This window comes from Paenibacillus anseongensis, from assembly GCF_009757995.1.
GTDB lineage: Bacteria > Bacillota > Bacilli > Paenibacillales > NBRC-103111 > Paenibacillus_E > Paenibacillus_E chondroitinus.
The window spans coordinates 1,149,418-1,168,114 of the sequence record NZ_WSEM01000016.1 but is presented as its reverse complement, the minus strand read 5'-3'; the positions used below and the strand labels follow the sequence as shown (position 1 = coordinate 1,168,114).

The following is an 18,697-nucleotide window of genomic DNA, read 5'->3' as shown; positions in this document are numbered from 1 at the left end:
GGCAGAGTACTCTGTCCCTTGGCTTCTTATCAGTTGATAACCTAGACAAACGCGCTCATCCGCAAGGACGACGAATTTGGCTGTCCAGGATAGAAAGGAAATACCCTTATGTTAGTTACTTATGCAGCTCCAACTGCTGTGTACATTCATATCCCGTTTTGCACAAATAAATGCCATTATTGCGATTTTAACTCCTATGTGCTCAAAGGCCAGCCTGTTATGGAGTATTTAGATGCGCTGGAACGTGAAATGGAGCTTACCGTAAAAAATAACCCGCCGGCTAAAGTAGAGACAATTTTCGTAGGCGGAGGAACACCGACTGTTTTGCTTCCTGATCAAATGGAGCGGTTTTTACGGATGGTCCGCACGTATTTTCCGGCTGACGCGGCGGAAGTCGAATTTTCCATGGAAGCCAATCCGGGAACCACGGATGAAGATAAGCTTGCGGTAATGAAAGAAGGCGGCGTCAATCGCATAAGCTTTGGCGTACAGTCATTTAACAATGATCTGCTTTCGGCAATTGGCCGTATTCATAATACAGATGATGTGCATAGAAGCATTGAGAATGCCAAAAAGCTTGGCTTTGACAATTTGTCCATCGACTTAATGTTTGGTTTGCCGAAACAAACCGTCGAGATCATGCAGGCGACCTTGGATGAAGCTTTATCGCTCGATCTGCAGCATTACTCCATCTACAGTTTAAAAGTGGAAGAAAATACGTTGTTCCACACGTTGTTCAACAAAAATCAGCTGCCGCTGCCAAGTGAAGATGAAGAGGTCGATATGTATGAGCTCATTATGAAGCGTTTGGAAGCTGCAGGTTACAAGCAATATGAAATTAGCAACTTTGCGAAGCCAGGGCGGGAAAGCAAGCACAATACGATGTATTGGCGTAACCGATCTTACTATGGACTTGGCGCAGGCGCGCATGGCTATATGAATAGGCAGCGTCATGTGAATGTAAAAGGGATTCAGCCTTACATTGATGCGACAAAAACAGGATTGCCGATCATGGAACAATTTGAAGTTACGCGGCAGGAAGCCATGGAAGATTTCATGATGGTCGGCTTGCGTCTGTTGGAAGGCGTTCGGAATGTCGATTTCCAAGAGCAGTTTGGAGACACGATTGAAGCACATTTCGGAGAAACCATTAAAGGCTGGGAACAGAAAAAGCTGTTGGAGCGAACGCCAGACGGGTATCGGTTATCCAAACATGGCATTCTGCTGGGCAATGAAGTGTTTGCTTCTTTCTTAACTTAAGCCCTTCTTGAATTTGACCCGGAGTCGGGCAAAAAATCCCTTGTGCAAATATACGGTATGTTGTATATTTATACATGAATCCACAAGCGTTGCAGCGGTTAGGCTGTGAAGACGCTAGCGTGGGTTTTGTGCATTTTTGTTGCGATTGGTGGGATGACAGTGAATTCATCAACTACAGTGTCCGTTAGGAAAGCATCGATTATCGATATCGATAAGCTTTATGAAATTATACAAGGCTATGCGAAGCAGGGCATTATGCTGCCGCGTACCAAGGAAATGCTGGAGGAGCAAATTGACTCTTTTGTCGTTGCTGAGCATGATGGTACATTAATAGGCTGCGGCTCCCTTACAAGGCTTGGACCCGATCTTGTCGAGATTCGCTCGCTAGGGATGACGCCAGGCTTCAAAGGGCAAGGAATTGGCGGCAAGCTGGTTGATTTCCTGGTTGAAGAAGCAAGAAGCCAAGGCATTGTGAAAGTAATGGCGCTAACGTATGAAGTTGCTTTTTTTCAAAAAAATGGTTTTACCCTTGTACCAAAAGAGATTTTTCCGGAGAAGGTTTGGAAAGATTGTATGCATTGCAAAAAACAGTATTGCTGCGATGAAATCGCCGTACTCAAACGATTGGATTGACTTGACAACAGACCTTAGGGTCTGTTATTTTTGTATTAGGATTTAGCACTCACTAAATACGAGTGCTAACGAAAGTGATCATAGAGCGATTGTGAAGAGGAGGGGTACTTGATGTTGACGGATCGGCAACGCATGATTTTAAGTGCTATCATAGATGATTATGTTCGTTCAGCAGAGCCAATTGGTTCAAGAAGTATTTCGAAACGAGGCAATGTCGGTTTCAGTCCGGCTACGATTCGTAACGAAATGTCCGATCTCGAAGAGATGGGTTACTTGGAGCAGCCCCATACGTCCGCAGGCCGTATTCCCTCGCACAAAGGTTATCGTTACTATGTCGATCATCTGCTCCAGCATGGGACTTTGCATGAGAATGATTTGAATTCAATGAAGGGCACTTTTGCTCAGCGCATTCAAGAGATGGAAGGTGTTATCCAGCATGTTGCCGGTGTACTGTCCTCCTTGACGAATTATACATCGATTGTGCTTGGGCCTGAGGTATTCAGTACGACGTTGAAGCATTTGCAGATCATCCCTCTTACCGAGACGACTGCTGTTGCCATCATTGTCATGAATACAGGGCATGTGGAGAACAAAACGATTACGATTCCTGATGGTATTCGAATGTCCGACATCGAGAAGGTTGTCAATATTCTGAATGCCAAATTGCAGAATGTGCCGCTGATCCAGTTTAAATCCCGACTTTATAATGAAGTCGCGAGCGAGCTGGGCAAATATGTGAATGGTTACCAGGAGCTGCTTTCGGTTGTGGAAAGTGTGCTGCAAAGTGATGAGAAGGATCGCGTGTTTCTTAGCGGTATGACCAACATGCTGACACAGCCTGAATTTAAGGATGTTGACAAGGTGAAAAGCATTTTTGATCTATTGGAAGAAGCACCTACACTTATCAAATTGTTTACTCCGACAAATGAAGGCATGGAGATCAAAATCGGTGCTGAAAATAGTATTGAAGCCATAAATAATTGCAGTTTGATTACGGCCTCCTATTCGATTGGCGGCCAGCCTCTGGGTACCATAGGCATCTTGGGGCCAACGCGAATGGAATACGGCAGGGTCATTAGTTTAATGAATCATTTATCGAAGCAAATGGAAGACGTGCTGGGACGTTGGTACGGCAAATGAGCGGTATCAAGACAGGACACAGCGAGGGCGAAGAACGCTACTCTACATTAGTTAATAATGCAGCAGCCGTTAGAGCTATTTGTTCCGCGGTTGAGGGCACACTGGGCCCTAAGGGGCTGGACACCATGCTGGTTGGCGGACAGGGTGATGTGATTATCACCAATGATGGAGTCACCATTTTAGAAAAAATGGACGTTTCCCATCCCGCAGCCAGATTGATGATTCAAGTCGCGCGAAGCCAGCAGAGGCAAATTGGCGACGGCACGACGACAGCGACGGTTCTTGCCGGCGCGCTGGTGCAAGAAGGTGTCGCGCAAGTAACGCGCGGCGTACCGGTTGCCAAGGTCGTCAGCGGGATGCTGCAAGGCATCGAGCTGGCGGTAGAAAGCCTGGAGCGCCGAAGCCGCGCGATCACGGGTCTAAGCGATAATGCGCTGAAACGCATCGCGATCACGGCGGGGCGAGAGCAGACGGATATCGCGAGGCTCATCGTTCAAGCCGCCGAAGCGGTCGGCGAGGCGAAGCTGCGCGAAGACGGCTATCGCTTCGCAGACAGCGTGATCGCCCATGAAGAGGCGAGCAGCGAGGTCTGGACCGGCATTCTGCTAAACCAGAAGCCGATGAACCTGCATCTCGACCAAGAGCGGCGAGATGCTCGCATTCTTGTGCTGCATGATGCCTTGGAGCCTGAGGCGGTCAGCGAGGAATCGCTGGTCACCGAGGCAGGCTTCCAGCGGTACATGCAGCTGAGAGAGCTTTTCCGCAGCAACCTTGCGTCGCTGCTGGAGCTTGGGGTCGGACTCATCGCGTCCGACCGCGGGGTTGACCCCGAGGCGGAGCAGTTCTGCTCCGACCATGGCATCATCGTGCTGCAGCGCTTGTCCCGCAGGGACTTGCAGCACCTGAGCGAGCACACCGGCGCTCGGCCGGTGCGTCGCACGGCGCTGCGCAAGAGCGCGCCGGAGCTTGACGCGGCGCTAGGCCGCGCGGGCTATGCCGCGTACGACGAGCGCCTGGGGCGCGTGCGCGTAGCGGGTGGTCACGGCGAGCAGCACGTGACCGTGATCGTCGGCGCAGCGACGCGCGAAGCGGCGCATGAGCGCTCGCGCATCGCCAAGGATGCCGCCTCAGCCGTGCAAGCCGCCGTGCGCGGCGGGTACTTGCCCGGAGGCGGCGCCGCAGAGATGGCGGTCGCACATGATCTCGAGCGCGTCCGCGAGACGATGAAGGGCATGGAGGGCTTCGGTGTGGCCGCTGTCGCAGGAGCACTGCGCAAGCCGCTGGCTCAGATCGTTGTCAATGCGGGTTACAATCCGCTTGAAAAGGTTGAAGAGCTGAAAGCGGCACAGATCGCGCTGGAAACCGATAGCCTCGGAATCGATTGCGACACCGGTCAGGTGACGGATTTCGTCGAAGCCGGCATTGTAGACCCCGCAGATGTGAAAATTCATGCATTGCAAGCTGCAGGAGAGGTTGCTGCCGCTGTATTGCGTATTCATACCGTGATTAAGATGAAGCAGCCTTTTGAAGAAGAGTAAAGCTGGGCAAACTGACGATAACGAAATTTTGTTGTATTATGTTGAGGAGGTGAAGGACAATTGAGTACTGATAACAAAACAGAAGAGCAAGACGTGAACACTACATACGCAGCCGACAACGAGCAAACCGCAGAAAACCAGGAAGATGCGGCAGCTCAAGACACTCAAGCTGATGCTTCTGCGGAGGCAAGTGAATTAGAGAAGGCGCGTGTGCAAGCCGAAGAAAACTACCAGCGTTTATTGCGCGTTCAAGCGGACTTCGACAACTTCCGCCGCCGCGCTAGAGCGGAGAAGGAAGACTTTGCTAAATATGCTTCACTTAAATTGATTGAGCAGCTTTTGCCGATTGTAGATAACTTCGATCGCGCGTTAGCGTCAAGCAAAGAGACGAAGGATTTCGACGCATTGGCGAAAGGTTTGGATATGACTTATCGCGGCATGGATCAACTGCTGACGGCTGAAGGCCTGAAGCCGATCGAAGCCGTTGGTCAACCGTTCAACCCGGAATTCCACCAGGCTGTCATGCAGGTTGAATCTGACGAGCACGAGGAAGGCATTGTCGTTGAGGAGCTTCAAAAAGGCTACATCCTTAAAGATAAAGTCATCCGACCAGCTATGGTGAAAGTTAGCGTCTAGATCTTATCATTTTAAAAATAAAAATATCGAATCTATTCAAATGTTCCCTAGGAGCAAAAGGAGGAAGCTTTAACATGAGTAAAGTAATTGGTATTGACTTAGGTACTACAAACTCTTGCGTAGCTGTTATGGAAGGCGGAGAAGCCGTCGTCATTCCTAATCCGGAAGGTAACCGCACGACGCCGTCCGTTGTTGGTTTCAAGAAAGATGGCGAGCGTGTAGTTGGTGAAACAGCAAAACGTCAAGCGATCACAAATCCTGACAAAACAATCAGCTCCATCAAGCGTCACATCGGTACGAACCACAAAGAGCACATCGATGGCAAAGACTATACGCCACAAGAAATTTCAGCGATTATTCTTCAAAAGCTGAAAGCTGACGCAGAAGCTTACTTGGGCCAATCGGTAACACAAGCGGTTATCACAGTTCCAGCTTATTTCAACGACAGCCAACGCCAAGCAACGAAAGATGCTGGTAAAATTGCTGGTCTTGAAGTACTTCGTATCGTCAACGAGCCTACAGCTGCAGCACTTGCATACGGCTTGGAGAAAACAGAAGACCAAACGATTCTGGTTTATGACCTTGGGGGCGGTACGTTTGACGTGTCCATCCTTGAATTGGGCGATGGCTTCTTCGAAGTTAAAGCAACAAGCGGTGACAACAAACTGGGTGGCGATGATTTTGACCAAGTCATCATTGACTACCTCGTAGCTGAATTCAAAAAAGAGCAAGGCATTGACCTTAGCAAAGATAAAGCAGCGGTTCAACGTTTGAAAGATGCTGCTGAAAAAGCGAAAAAAGAGCTTTCCGGCGTACTGACAACAACGGTTTCCCTGCCGTTCATCACAGTAGCTGACGGCGTGCCACAGCACTTGGAGTTAAACCTTACTCGTGCGAAGTTCGAAGAACTTTCCGCTCACTTGGTAGAAAGAACGCTTGGACCAACTCGTCAAGCTTTGCAAGATTCCGGGCTTTCCACTAGCCAAATCGACAAAGTTGTTCTTGTCGGCGGATCCACTCGTATTCCTGCGGTTGTAGAAGCGATCAAAAAATTGACAGGTAAAGAGCCTCACAAAGGCGTTAACCCGGATGAAGTTGTTGCTCTAGGCGCAGCAGTTCAAGCTGGTGTTTTGACTGGTGAAGTAAAAGACGTTGTTCTTCTTGACGTAACACCACTTTCCCTTGGTATCGAAACAGCAGGCGGCGTGTTCACGAAAATGATCGATCGCAACACGACGATCCCAACAACGAAATCACAAGTGTACTCCACTTATGCAGATAACCAAACTAGCGTAGAGATTCACGTGCTTCAAGGTGAGCGCTCCATGGCTAGCGGCAACAAAACACTGGGCCGTTTCATGCTTGGTGATATTCCTCCGGCTCCTCGCGGCGTTCCGCAAATCGAAGTTAGCTTTGATATCGATGCGAATGGTATCGTGAACGTGTCCGCTTTGGATAAAGGAACAGGCAAAAGCCAAAAAATCACGATCACTTCTTCCAGCGGCTTAAGCGATGCGGAAGTTGAACAAATGGTGAAAGACGCGGAAGCTCATGCTGAAGAAGACCGCGCTCGTAAAGAACTTGTAGAAGCTCGCAACGAAGCCGATCAACTTGTTTACTCCGTTGACAAAACGATCAAAGATCTTGGCGACAAAGTAGACCAAGGCGAGATCGATAAAGCAAATGCTGCCAAAGAGAAAGTAACAGCTGCTCTAGCTGGCAACGATCTTGAAGCAATCAAAGCTGCAACTGCAGAGCTTACAGAAGTGATCCAACAGCTTTCTGTGAAGCTGTATGAGCAAGCTTCCACTGGGCAAGGTCCAGATGACGGTGCAGCAGGCGGAGGAGCAGGCGAAGCTCCTAAAGGTAGAGAAAATGTTGTTGACGCGGACTACGAAGTGGTTGACGAACAAAAAAAATAAACATATCCTATAGTAATGCTGGATGTGTAGAAACGAATGAGTCAAAGCCAAGGGGGTTCCCCGTGGCTTTGACTTTCCGTTTGTAGTCTTGAACATGGGAGTGGAACAATGAGTAAACGTGATTATTACGAGGTGCTTGGGGTCGGCAAGGATGCTTCGCAAGAAGACATCAAAAAGGCTTACCGTAAAATGGCGCGTCAGTATCACCCTGACGTGAATAAAGCTGCGGATGCGGAAGATAAATTCAAAGAAGCAAAAGACGCTTATGATGTGCTTAGCGATAATCAGAAGAAAGCCCAATATGACCAGTTTGGTCACGTTGATCCGAACCAAGGGATGGGCGGCCAAGACTTCAGTGGCGGCTTTGGCGATATTTTTGATATGTTCTTTGGCGGTGGCGGCGGTAACCGTCGTAACCCGAATGCGCCGCAGCGCGGAAACGATTTGCAATACACAATGACCATTGAGTTTAAGGAAGCGATTTTCGGCAAAGAAACCGATATTCATATTCCGCGAACTGAAAATTGCGATACGTGTAATGGCTCTGGCGCAAAGCCGGGAACGAAGCCGGAAACTTGCGGCGGCTGTCACGGCAGCGGTCAGCAAGAAGTTGTACAAAATACGGCATTCGGACGCATTGTGAATCGCCGCGTATGTACGCAATGTAATGGCTCCGGTAAAATCATCAAAGAAAAATGCGGAACCTGCCATGGCGCGGGTAAAGTGAAAAAACAACGCACCATTCACATCAAGATTCCAGCCGGTGTGGACGACGGCGCACAACTTCGCGTATCAGGCGAAGGAGAAGGTGGTACTCGTGGAGGCCCATCCGGTGATCTTTACGTTGTCATTCGGGTGAAATCCCATGAATTCTTTGAGCGTGAAGGCAATGATGTCTATTGCGAAGTACCACTTACTTTTATGCAAGCGGCACTTGGTGATGAGATCGAGATCCCGACGCTGACAGAGAAAGTCAAGCTCAAAATTCCGGCGGGCACGCAAACCGACACGTATTTCCGCTTAAAAGGAAAAGGGGTTCCGCACTTGCGCGGCTTTGGTCAAGGTGACCAACACGTGAAAGTGATCGTGGTAACGCCTACGAACTTGAGCGAAGATCAGAAGGATTTGCTGCGCCAATTCGGCAAACAAACCGGTGAGCATACGCATGAGCAGAACCAATCGATTTTCGAACGTATGAAAAGAGCTTTCTTGGGCGACTAAATTCATATTTTTCAATAAGAACTATGAGCACTCCCTTGACGTTTTCACAGATTTTGATCTGTTGAAGAGGCCAAGTGGAGTGTTTTTTGTTGGGCTACAGGGTGCAAGTTCACAACTTGTTTACATTCAGCTAACAGTATATGGAATCTTTTACATAGCGAATACGTAACGATAACTTCCTCTTAATCTATGAAAGTTATGCTAGATCACGTGAGATACTTTATATTTGGAGGGAATACACCTTGAAAAAAAGCTTGAAACAAATCATGGGTTCCGGTCTAGCAATTTCCTTACTGGCTCTAAACGTAGCAGGCGTAGCATCAGCTGCTGAAACAACTCCGACTTCCGTTCCAGCGGAGCAACCGCAATCCAAAAACCTGATCGTACTGATCGGTGACGGCATGGGTCCGGCTGAAGTGACGGCAGCAAGATACTACTCCAAAAAGTTTTTAAATAAAGACCGCTTAGAGCTTGATGGCGGATACTATGTTGGTAAAGCAACTACATACTCGCAAGCAGGTCCATACACGTCGGAATCCGGTGCTGTAACTGACTCCGCTGCAGCTGCAACTGCCTTCTCGACAGGTAACAAAACTTACAACAATGCGATCAGCGTTTCCAACGGCGATGTTGCTAAGCCTTATGGTTCCATTATCGAAGCAGCTATGAAACAAGGCAAGTCTACTGGACTTGTATCTACAGACAATATTACTGGAGCAACACCTGCGGTATGGGCATCCCACGTTCGTCAACGCGGTAACCAGAACGCAATTGCTTCTCAATACTTAGCTAGCGGAGTAAATGTTATTTTCGGCGGCGGTAAAACGAACTTTGTAACTAAAGACGATAAAGGAAAACGTACTGACAAAAATATCATTCCTGACTATGAAGCAAAAGGCTTCAAAACAGCGTTTGATAAAGCAGGTTTAGATGCAATTCCTGCTACAGCTGACCATGCGCTTGGACTTTTCGCAATGAACGAAATTCCATACGTACTGGATCGCGATGCGAGCACACCAAGCTTGCCGCAAATGACGCAAAAAGCACTTGATATTTTATCCCAAAATAAAGATGGTTTCGTACTATTGGTTGAACAAGGGCGTATCGATCACGCGGGCCACGCGAACGATCTGCCAGCTAACGTTCAAGAAATGCTGGAGCTGGATGCAACATTCAAAACATTGGTTGATTTCGCGAAAAAAGACGGAAATACTTCCGTTGTTGTCTCGGCTGACCATGAAACAGGCGGTTTGTCCTTGGGGATTAACAATGTGTATGAATTGAACGTAGATTTGTTTAATAAAGAGAAGCACTCCTACGAGTATTTGGATGCGATTTTGAAAGCTGCTCAAACAGCTGATGACGTTCGTAAAATCGTTGCTGACAACATTGGTTTCACAGATTTGTCTGACGAGGAAATTGCCTTGATTTTGAAAGGTGACGGCTCTTCTTATGGACGTGCTGGAGGTTACAACGCTGTTGTATCCAAACGTTTAGCTATTGGCTGGACGGGACATGGACATACTGCTGTAGACGTTGGTGTATGGGCATACGGACCGATCGCTTCTTTGGTTAAAGGCGACATCGATAATACGGATATTGCCAAAAGCGGTGCAAAAGTAATTGGCGCTGACCTGGCTGCAGCAACAAAAGAACTGCAAGATAAGTACTTGTACCCATTGTTCAAAGTAACTCGCGATAACAAAACATTGTTTACAGCGAAATCGCTTGCTGAAGCATTAGACATTCAAGTGGTTTGGGACGAAGCAACGAAATCCGTTACACTTTCCAAAGACAACCAAAAGTTATCCGTACAAGTTGAAACGGGAGCTATCACGGAAAATGGCAGTGAAAGCACACTTGTTGGCAATGTCGACAATGGCAAGCTGTACCTGCCGCTGGAAGCATTCAATAAGCTGACTGGCAAAACGATGACATGGGATTCCTTCAACGAGCGCATCGTGAAAAACTAAAAGTAATGGCAAAGAAAGGACAGGGGATCACGCTTCCCTTGTCCTCTTTTCCTATCTTGGACCTATGAATTTGGAGGACAGCTATGATTGAGTTGAACAATATTTCAAAGTCATTCACGATGCATGGGCAAAAGCTGCAAATCCTAAGTGTTCCTTCGTGGAGCATTGCGCAAGGGGAACGCATTGCTTTGCTCGGCCCGAGCGGAAGCGGTAAAAGCACGCTCCTGCACTTGCTCAGCGGTGTTATGGTTCCAGACGAAGGGGAAATACGTGTGAACGGCTTACCGCTTCATACATTTTCGCAAAGTAAGAGAGATCGTTTCCGTGCGGAGCATGTCGGTTATATTTTTCAAGATTTTCATTTAATTTCATCACTGACTGCCCGACAGAACGTTGAGCTCATTGTTCCGGATACCTGGTCGAAGAAGATGACCAAAGACCAGCTTGATGACTGGTTTGAGAGAGTCGGCTTGAAGGATCGTCAGCATCATATGCCGAATGAGCTGTCGAGAGGGCAGCAGCAGAGAGCCGCCATTATTCGAGCTATTCTAACTAAGCCGCAGCTTGTGCTGGCCGATGAGCCTACAGGCAGTTTAGATTGGGAAACAGCTGGCGATGTCATGTCGCTATTGCTGAACATTTGTGAGACGGAGAAGCTCACGCTTGTTACCGTTACTCACGATTTGCATCTGGCGGAAATGTATCCGACACGTGTTCATATCGGCGAAATTAATGAGCTATCGAGGAGAAATGCCGTATGAGATTAGTGGCTTTAGTCTGGAGAAATATGCTTCACCGTAAAACACTCTCACTGCTAACCATTTTATCTGTAACGATTACGGCCGCTTTGGTTGTGTTTTTACTGCTTTGCAGCGAAGGGCTTGAGCAGGGAGCTGAGAAGGGCTACGGTCCCTTCGAGGTAACGATCGGTGCCAAAGGCAGCGCGACGCAGCTTGCTTTGAACACTTATTATCATGTAGGCGCTCCTACAGGGAATGTACCGTTTTCACTGCTCAGCCAGCTTCAAAAGGATGAGTCCGTTGATAGCGCCTATGCGATGACGACGGGAGATAACTATAACGGATTTCCTATCGTTGGGATTGAACCCGGCTATTTCGCTTCCCGCTATGGAACAGAGAAGCAGATGGCGGAAGGGAAAATGTACGGAAAGCTTGGCGAGACCATAGTTGGATCGCACATTGCGAGCTCGCTAGGGCTTCATATCGGAGATAAATTCCAAGGCGCGCATGGCTTGATTAAAGGGCTTGAAGAAGCGGAAGGCGAAGATCACGAAGGTGATTCCGCTGAAGAGGAGCATCATCATAATTTTACATATACCGTAGTTGGTATCTTACCGCCATTATTTACTTCCGATGATCGAGCTGTTTTTACGACTTTGGATTACGCTTGGGCTGTGCATGAGGGGCAGGATGCTGAACATCGGGAAGTCACCTCCATTCTGATCAAGCCGAAGACGCTGCTCGGTGCACAATCGATCAAAACGAAATACGGTCAAATAAACAATGTTCAAGCGATTTATACAAGTAAAGCGGTTGCTGATGTTGTGAACGTCATCGATAAAGGAACCGGGGCGCTAATGGTTGTCACGATCATCTGCATTTTGCTTGCCGCAGGCACCATCCTTCTTTCGCTTGTCGCAGCTGTGAATGAACGAAAGAAAGACGTCGCTTTACTGCGTTTAATTGGAAAATCCAAAGGATTCATATGGTCCTCGCTGATCGGAGAAGGATTATTGCTGACGGTGCTCGGCCTTGTTCTGGGCATGCTGGCAGGCCATCTCGGCGGTTATTTAAGCCGCGAAGCTGTATTTGAATATACAGGTTTGCAGCTGCAATCCTTTCAGTTCATGCAAGGAGAATGGCTGTTAATTGCCGGAACATTAGGAATTGGTGTTCTTGCTTCAACAGGCCCGGCATTGCAGGCCTATCGTGTAGATCCATTGCAATTATTCAAGTCATGAAGTCTGAGGTGATGAAAATGAGAAAAATGCTGTTCACGTCCGTTTTGGCTGTCGTCCTACTCGTTTCAGGATGCGGTCAAAAGAAAATGGACACCGCAGGTCAAACGTTCGGCAGTATGGATCAGACCACGATCGAAAGCTCTGTGCCTTCTCCGCTTCCAACTGTAAGTGCACAGCCAGTCCCATCTGTTACGCCGGACAAAGCCGTTCCGTCCGAATCGCCAAAGCCTACTCCTGAACCTGTAGCGACAACAACCGTTACAGAAACACAGCCTACACCGCTTCCATCTCCGAAAGTAGCGGAGTCTCCTAAAGCTGTGCAAAGCACACCTCCACAAGTTGACGCAACAAATGTCAAAACGGATGCTGCGCCGTCCTCCAGCCCGCAACCGAAGCCTGCAGTCGCTGAACCCAGTAAAACGGTAAAGCCATCGCCAGCTTCCAACGAAATAAACTGGGATCAGTTTTTTGACAATGAGAAGCAGGATACCCCCTCGGATCGCTTCTGGGATATGAGTGGTAAAACGGTGCAAATCAAAGGCTTCATGGGTGAAGTGCTCTCCTTTGAAAAGCATTGGTTCCTGCTGATTCCAAAACCGGGAGCAGAATGTCCTTTTGATAATGGGGATGAAACCTATTGGAATAAAATTATGATCGTATTTGTGCCGGATGATGTCAAACTTCGATACACTTCGGGTCCGCTGCTCATCACAGGCAAGCTCGATGTAGGCGTGAAACTGGATGAATCGGGTTACAAGACGATGTTTCGGCTCTATGATGCCTCTTTCGAGAAAATAAAGGAATAGGCTGTTTCGTATAATAAAAACTCGTTTTGGCAAACTAAAAACTGGATTTTACTATGATAGCTTTCAGGAGGTTCAACGATGAGTGCGAAACAAAACCAAGAAAAGCATAGTCAGTTGCCAGTTGCCAAAAACGAGGATGTAGAATTTTCGGCTGAGGTTGCCGATCGGGACGATTTCGAGGCGGCCGAACGGGCGAAAGCTGCGGATCATAGACAGGAAGACAATTAACATGGCGGAAAAAGCAATTCTTGCTTATTTCCATTCTCCTGAGCAAGCCGAAGGTGCGGCAGCCAAGCTAAAAGCGCTAAGAGCTGCTGAAGTTCAGGTGGACCGGTTCAATAATGAAATTGGACGCGGTTTTGAATCTGCGATGGCGGATAGTATGATGAGCGTAGACGGGGACATGAAGTCAGTAGGCTTGGATATCATCCTGGCTGCAGTCATTGACGACTCTGTGTACGATCAAGCATGCCGTGTTATTGAGAGTGCCGGCGGTTCCATATAAACGAACAAAAGCATCGTTACCCGTGTAATGCGCGAGTAATCGATGCTTTTATATTTTTGCAAAAGATAAGTTAATTATGAACGTTCATTAAATGAATGAGTTGATCGGGAGCATCTGTAATAATACTTGTGACACCGAGCGCAAGCATACGCTTCATCAACGGTTTGTCGTTGACCGTCCAAGCGTAAACTTCTTTGTTGTGCGATGCGGCTTCTTTCATGAATTCATCGTTGACTAGCGGGTATGCCGCAGAGACGACGTCGTAATCTTGACTTTCCCAAAGGGAGGAAGTTTCTGATTTCTGACTTATAATAAGCCCCGTTTTAATACGAGGGTTCATTTTTTTTACGGTGTGAAGTAAACCGACATCAAAGGACGTGACCGTGCATTGCTTTTCAAACTCATGAGCGCCAATGATTTGAACCGTCTTCTGAGCAAGTTGTACACCGTGCCCATTATTTTTCAGCTCTATATTTAGCTTGATCCGGTCTTTGGTCAGCTCGATCACTTCATCGAGTGTAGGGACGCGGTCGCTTTTAAACTTTGGGCTGAACCAATTACCGGCACTGGCAGATTTAAGCTCAGATGAGGTGACTTCCCACATGTTTTTGTTGATGCCCGTCGTGCGTTGAGCACTGTCATCATGCATGAGCATAACAACTCCGTCCGACGTTTCTTGCACGTCTAGTTCGGCGAATCCAGCTTTATCCGCAATGGCTTGGCGGAACGCGCTCAAGGTATTCTCAGGCGCTTTCTTGGAGCTGCCGCGGTGAGCGGTCACTTGGCTGTAGTTATCAGCCAGCAGGGTGGCACTAGCAAAAGGTGCTGTGAGTTCCAACCCAACAATAATAAGAAAAATGAGGAAAGTTCTTACCATGCGAAGACTCCATTCTAGGATAGTATAAGTGAGGTAATAGCCATTGATAACTGTTGTTCACCTGTTATTAAATGTACCACGAATGTATTAGGAGATTATTAAGAAAATAAAAAAATATAGCGCTTACATTCAGGTTATTTTACCCAAGAAGCGAAGTGTAGTACAATGATCCTTGTAAAAATAGCCCTGATGGGCTTATTTTCGCGAAGGTGATAACCGATAGGAGGAGCACGACTGATGCTTTGGCAAGAATTAACCGTATATACGACAGAAGAAGCAATAGAAATGATTACGAACTTTGTTCATGAATTAGGCGCTGGGGGCGTCTCAATTGAAGAATCAGGGACACTAAACAAAGAGCGGGACACGTCATTTGGCCAGCTGTATGAAACGCCTTTTAACGACATTCCCGAAGGAAGAGCTGTGATCAAAGGCTATTTCTACCATGGGACGGATATGGAGCCGGTTATGGCGAATTTAAAGGCTTCGGTCGAACAACTAAGCGAATACGACATTGATACGGGCAATCCAACTTATGAACTTAGAGAAGTGGATGACGAGGATTGGGCGCACGCATGGAAGCAATATTTCAAACCGATTCGCATCACGGACCGTCTAACGATTAAACCGACATGGGAAGAGTATACAGCTTCACCTGGTGAACTGATTCTGGAACTTGATCCTGGCATGGCGTTCGGAACAGGCACACATGCGACAACGTCACTATGCTTGAAAACGCTGGAGAAGGTGCTTCAGCCAGGGGATGATGTCATTGATGTTGGAACGGGTTCCGGCATTTTGTCCGTTGCAGCCGCCAAACTCGGGGCTAAGCATGTTTTAGCCGTGGATTTAGATCCTGTTGCTGTGACTAGTGCTGAGGATAATACGAAACAGAATGGGCTCGAATCTAACATTACGGTAAAATTGAGTGATTTGCTTGGTGTTCTGAAAGAAAGCGAAACAGAAGGCGCTAGCAAGCTTGGCGTTACGATTCCTGTGCAGCTGGTTGTCGCTAACATTTTGGCAGAGGTTATTGTTACTTTCGTTGATGATGTTTATGAAGTTCTGCAGCAAGGTGGCTATTACATAACGTCCGGTATTATTACCGCTAAGGAAGAGCTCGTCGAAAAAGCGCTGGTTGCTGCCAAATTTACAATTGTAGAGAAAAACTATGATTCGAATTGGGTTGTAATCGTAGCTAGAAAGCTGTAGGTGTTCATCCATGGGAGGATTATTGTTTTATGACTGGAGTACGCTGCCTTTCGTTATTCTGGTCCTCGTGCTTTCATTTACGATTCATGAATTCGCACATGCGTATAGCGCTTATAAATTAGGAGATTCTACGGCTTATCAATTCGGCAGGGTTTCCTTGAATCCGATGGTGCATTTGGATCTTTTCGGGACCATTATGCTGCTCATTGCCGGGTTCGGTTGGGCAAAACCGGTCCCTGTCAATCGCGGGAATTTCAAAAGCCCACGTTTAATGGGGATCATCGTTACCGCAGCAGGGCCGATAAGCAACTTGATTCTTGCATTTATCAGTTTATTTGTCTATGTGCTCTTCAAGAAATACGGTTGGCTCGAAGGCATGTCAACAGGAAGCGCCAGTGCAATTCTAATCTTTTTAGGAAAAATGTTAGAAATAAACTTAACCCTTTTCTTGTTCAACCTTATTCCAATTCCGCCGCTCGACGGGTACCGTATTATTCAAGATCTAGTCGATTTGAGATACACGGAGTCTTTACAGAAGTTTGAGCAGTGGGCATCGGTCATTTTCCTGCTTGTTGTATTCGTTCGACCGCTGCGCCAGGTGACATTAGATCCTTATTTAGGATTAGGGAATAATATCATAGCGCTATTTTCCAGGCCAATCGCGTTCATTCTTGGTTTGTAGCTGCCAGTTTCATCCCTTTGTAGCTTTTCTGGTTCAAAAAGGGTATGATGGTGAGTGGAAGATTGACCTAGGAATCCAATTGACATGGAAATGAACGAAGATAGAGAGGCTTGGACTATGCAGCGTTATTTTCTCCCGCCCGAGCAGTTTCACCTTGACAATCAGACTGTCACCATTGAGGGAGACGACGCACATCATCTGATGCGCGTGATGCGAGCAGACATCGGCGACAAGGTGATTTGCAGCAATGGCTTGGATCGCGAAGTGCTCGTACGGATTTCTCAGTTAGATAAGGGGCAAGTCACCGCGGAAATCGTGGAGGAACTGCCGATGAACGCTGAGTCGGCGGTTCAGGTCTGGATTGCTCAGAGCCTGCCCAAAGGCGATAAGATGGAAACGATTATTCAAAAAGGGACCGAGATCGGGGCAGCCCGGTTTCTTCCTTTTTTATCGGAGCGTACGATTGTGCAATACGACGCCAAGAAGGAAGCGAAACGGACGGAACGTTGGCAGAAGATTGCCAAAGAAGCCGCCGAGCAAGCACATCGCAATCGTGTGCCGCAAGTAGAAGCCGTTTATTCGTGGAAGCAGCTGCTTCAGCAGGCCAAAGAAGCGGATGCTGCGTGGATCTGTTATGAAAAAGAAGATGGCCAGCAATTGAAGCCAGCCATCCAGGAAGCGCTCGCCGCGGGTAAATTGGGACAAGGAAGCAAAGTCGTTATTGCAGTGGGGCCGGAAGGCGGATTTACGGAGCAAGAAATTAAGCAGGCCGAAGAGGCAGGCTTCCGATCCGTATCCCTAGGGGCTCGTATTTTACGCACGGAGACTGCTGCGATGGTAGGTCTTACGTGTCTTTTCTATGAAACCGGAGAGATGGGAGGATAAGCGTTATGGCAACGGTAGCGTTTCATACATTAGGTTGTAAAGTTAATTTCTATGATACAGAGGCCATATGGCAGCTTTTCAAAAATGAGGGATACGAACAGGTTGATTTCGAACAAACGGCAGACGTTTACGTAATCAATACTTGTACGGTAACGAACACGGGGGATAAAAAGAGCCGCCAAATGATCCGCCGTGCGATTCGTCGCAATCCGGAGGCGATAGTTGCCGTAACAGGCTGTTATGCGCAAACTTCTCCGGCTGAGATCATGGCGATCCCGGGTGTTGATATGGTTATCGGGACACAGGACCGTGATAAAATTATTCCGATTGTGAAGCAATTTGAAACGGATCGCCAACCGATTAATGCGGTTCGCAACATCATGAAAACACGTCAGTTTGAAGAACTGGATGTGCCTGATTTTGCTGATCGGACAAGAGCTTTTCTGAAAATTCAAGAGGGCTGCAACAATTTCTGTACATTTTGTATCATTCCATGGTCGCGCGGGCTAATGCGCAGCCGTGAGCCACAAAGCGTTATTGCGCAAGCGGAGCAATTAGTGGCTGCAGGCTATCAGGAAATTGTCCTGACGGGTATTCATACCGGCGGATATGGCGAAGATATTGAGGATTACAGCTTGGCTAAATTGCTTTGGGATTTGGACAAAGTCGAAGGCCTGAAACGTATTCGGATTTCTTCAATCGAAGCAAGCCAAATTACAGACGAAGTCATTGAGGTTCTGAAATCCTCGGACAAAATGTGCCGTCATCTGCATATTCCTTTGCAAGCTGGAGATGATCGTGTACTAGCGCGCATGCGCAGGAAATATACGACAGCTGAATTCGCCAGCAAAATTGAGCGCCTGCATGAGATTATGCCGGACGTTGCCATTACGACGGACGTGATCGTGGGCTTCCCGGGTGAAACCGAAGAAATGTTCCGTAACGGCGTAGAATTCATGGAGCGCATGAAATTCTCCGAGATGCACGTCTTCCCTTATTCCAAGCGGACTGGCACACCAGCGGCGCGGATGGAAGATCAAGTGGATGAGGAAATCAAAAATACGCGCGTTCACGAGCTGATCGATCTTTCTGAGAAAATGCAGCTTGCTTATGCGCAGCAGTTTGTAGGTCAAGTACTGGAAGTAATTCCGGAACGTGCTTACAAAGGCGCACCTGACAGCGGTTTGTACATGGGCTACTCGGATAACTATGTTCAGCTTGTTTTCCAAGGTTCAGAAGACATGATCGGCCAAGTTTGCCGTGTGAAAGTGACGGAAGCGGGCGTGAATGAAAGCAAAGGCCAATTGGTACGAGTGCTAGAAACAGCAGCTGTAGTAAATTTGTAAGTCAAATGTCTAGACGTTAACATTTACCTCTAAGCGCGGTCGCTTCCTGAGTTGGCCGCGATAGAGGTTTTCTCTATTAG

18 protein-coding genes are annotated in these 18,697 nt (G+C 47.6%); 17 read left to right on the top strand and 1 reads right to left on the bottom strand.

What is annotated here, in order from left to right; translation table 11 throughout:
- Positions 1-108 precede the first annotated feature (108 nt).
- The 13 genes from hemW to GON05_RS21645 all read left to right on the top strand — a co-directional run bounded on the left by hemW (position 109) and on the right by GON05_RS21645 (position 13,615).
- Positions 109-1,260 (top strand): radical SAM family heme chaperone HemW, encoded by a 1,152-nt coding sequence (hemW, locus tag GON05_RS21705; protein ID WP_157321711.1) that lies wholly within the window; start codon positions 109-111, stop codon positions 1,258-1,260.
- A gap of 153 nt (positions 1,261-1,413) precedes the next feature.
- Positions 1,414-1,893 (top strand): N-acetyltransferase, encoded by a 480-nt coding sequence (locus GON05_RS21700; RefSeq protein WP_127450506.1) that lies wholly within the window; start codon positions 1,414-1,416, stop codon positions 1,891-1,893.
- 111 nt (positions 1,894-2,004) lie between these two features.
- Positions 2,005-3,033, top strand: a complete 1,029-nt coding sequence (hrcA, locus tag GON05_RS21695) for a heat-inducible transcriptional repressor HrcA (protein ID WP_127449825.1) — start codon at positions 2,005-2,007, stop codon at positions 3,031-3,033.
- Positions 3,030-4,571, top strand: coding sequence for a TCP-1/cpn60 chaperonin family protein (locus tag GON05_RS21690; RefSeq protein ID WP_157321709.1), 1,542 nt, complete (start codon positions 3,030-3,032; stop codon positions 4,569-4,571). Before hrcA ends, GON05_RS21690 begins: the two co-directional genes overlap by 4 nt.
- Before the next feature lie 60 nt (positions 4,572-4,631).
- The gene (grpE, locus tag GON05_RS21685) at positions 4,632-5,207 is read left to right on the top strand and encodes a nucleotide exchange factor GrpE (protein WP_157321707.1); all 576 of its coding nucleotides are present in this window, start codon (positions 4,632-4,634) and stop codon (positions 5,205-5,207) included.
- A 74-nt stretch (positions 5,208-5,281) separates the two neighbouring features.
- Entirely contained in the window at positions 5,282-7,129 is a 1,848-nt protein-coding gene (dnaK, locus tag GON05_RS21680) for a molecular chaperone DnaK (RefSeq protein WP_157321706.1), read from the top strand.
- 108 nt (positions 7,130-7,237) lie between these two features.
- Positions 7,238-8,350: a molecular chaperone DnaJ gene (gene dnaJ / locus GON05_RS21675; RefSeq protein WP_127449817.1), complete on the top strand. Its 1,113-nt coding sequence runs from the start codon at positions 7,238-7,240 to the stop codon at positions 8,348-8,350.
- A 242-nt stretch (positions 8,351-8,592) separates the two neighbouring features.
- Positions 8,593-10,323 carry an alkaline phosphatase gene (locus tag GON05_RS21670; protein WP_309491763.1) on the top strand — a complete coding sequence of 577 codons (1,731 nt, stop codon included), beginning with the start codon at positions 8,593-8,595 and terminating at the stop codon, positions 10,321-10,323.
- A gap of 83 nt (positions 10,324-10,406) precedes the next feature.
- Positions 10,407-11,084 carry an ABC transporter ATP-binding protein gene (locus tag GON05_RS21665; protein ID WP_157321704.1) on the top strand — a complete coding sequence of 226 codons (678 nt, stop codon included), beginning with the start codon at positions 10,407-10,409 and terminating at the stop codon, positions 11,082-11,084.
- The gene (locus GON05_RS21660; protein WP_157321702.1) at positions 11,081-12,304 is read left to right on the top strand and encodes an ABC transporter permease; all 1,224 of its coding nucleotides are present in this window, start codon (positions 11,081-11,083) and stop codon (positions 12,302-12,304) included. Before GON05_RS21665 ends, GON05_RS21660 begins: the two co-directional genes overlap by 4 nt.
- A gap of 17 nt (positions 12,305-12,321) precedes the next feature.
- The gene (locus GON05_RS21655) at positions 12,322-13,110 is read left to right on the top strand and encodes a hypothetical protein (protein ID WP_246239281.1); all 789 of its coding nucleotides are present in this window, start codon (positions 12,322-12,324) and stop codon (positions 13,108-13,110) included.
- Positions 13,111-13,188: 78 nt separating this feature from the next.
- Positions 13,189-13,338 (top strand): YfhD family protein, encoded by a 150-nt coding sequence (locus tag GON05_RS21650; protein ID WP_157321698.1) that lies wholly within the window; start codon positions 13,189-13,191, stop codon positions 13,336-13,338.
- Position 13,339: 1 nt separating this feature from the next.
- Positions 13,340-13,615 (top strand): hypothetical protein, encoded by a 276-nt coding sequence (locus GON05_RS21645; protein WP_157321696.1) that lies wholly within the window; start codon positions 13,340-13,342, stop codon positions 13,613-13,615.
- 70 nt (positions 13,616-13,685) lie between these two features.
- On the opposite strand, the gene GON05_RS21640 is transcribed toward GON05_RS21645, so the two are convergent.
- The gene (locus GON05_RS21640) at positions 13,686-14,492 is read right to left on the bottom strand and encodes a glycerophosphodiester phosphodiesterase (RefSeq protein ID WP_157321695.1); all 807 of its coding nucleotides are present in this window, start codon (positions 14,490-14,492) and stop codon (positions 13,686-13,688) included.
- A 237-nt stretch (positions 14,493-14,729) separates the two neighbouring features.
- Between GON05_RS21640 and prmA the strand changes: the two genes are divergently transcribed.
- From prmA to mtaB, 4 genes are all read left to right on the top strand, one after another.
- Positions 14,730-15,704 (top strand): 50S ribosomal protein L11 methyltransferase, encoded by a 975-nt coding sequence (gene prmA, locus GON05_RS21635; protein WP_157321693.1) that lies wholly within the window; start codon positions 14,730-14,732, stop codon positions 15,702-15,704.
- A 10-nt stretch (positions 15,705-15,714) separates the two neighbouring features.
- Positions 15,715-16,386: a site-2 protease family protein gene (locus tag GON05_RS21630; RefSeq protein ID WP_157321691.1), complete on the top strand. Its 672-nt coding sequence runs from the start codon at positions 15,715-15,717 to the stop codon at positions 16,384-16,386.
- Between the two features lie 117 nt (positions 16,387-16,503).
- Positions 16,504-17,271, top strand: a complete 768-nt coding sequence (locus GON05_RS21625) for a 16S rRNA (uracil(1498)-N(3))-methyltransferase (RefSeq protein ID WP_157322307.1) — start codon at positions 16,504-16,506, stop codon at positions 17,269-17,271.
- A gap of 5 nt (positions 17,272-17,276) precedes the next feature.
- Positions 17,277-18,617, top strand: a complete 1,341-nt coding sequence (mtaB, locus tag GON05_RS21620; protein ID WP_127449799.1) for a tRNA (N(6)-L-threonylcarbamoyladenosine(37)-C(2))-methylthiotransferase MtaB — start codon at positions 17,277-17,279, stop codon at positions 18,615-18,617.
- Positions 18,618-18,697 lie beyond the last annotated feature (80 nt).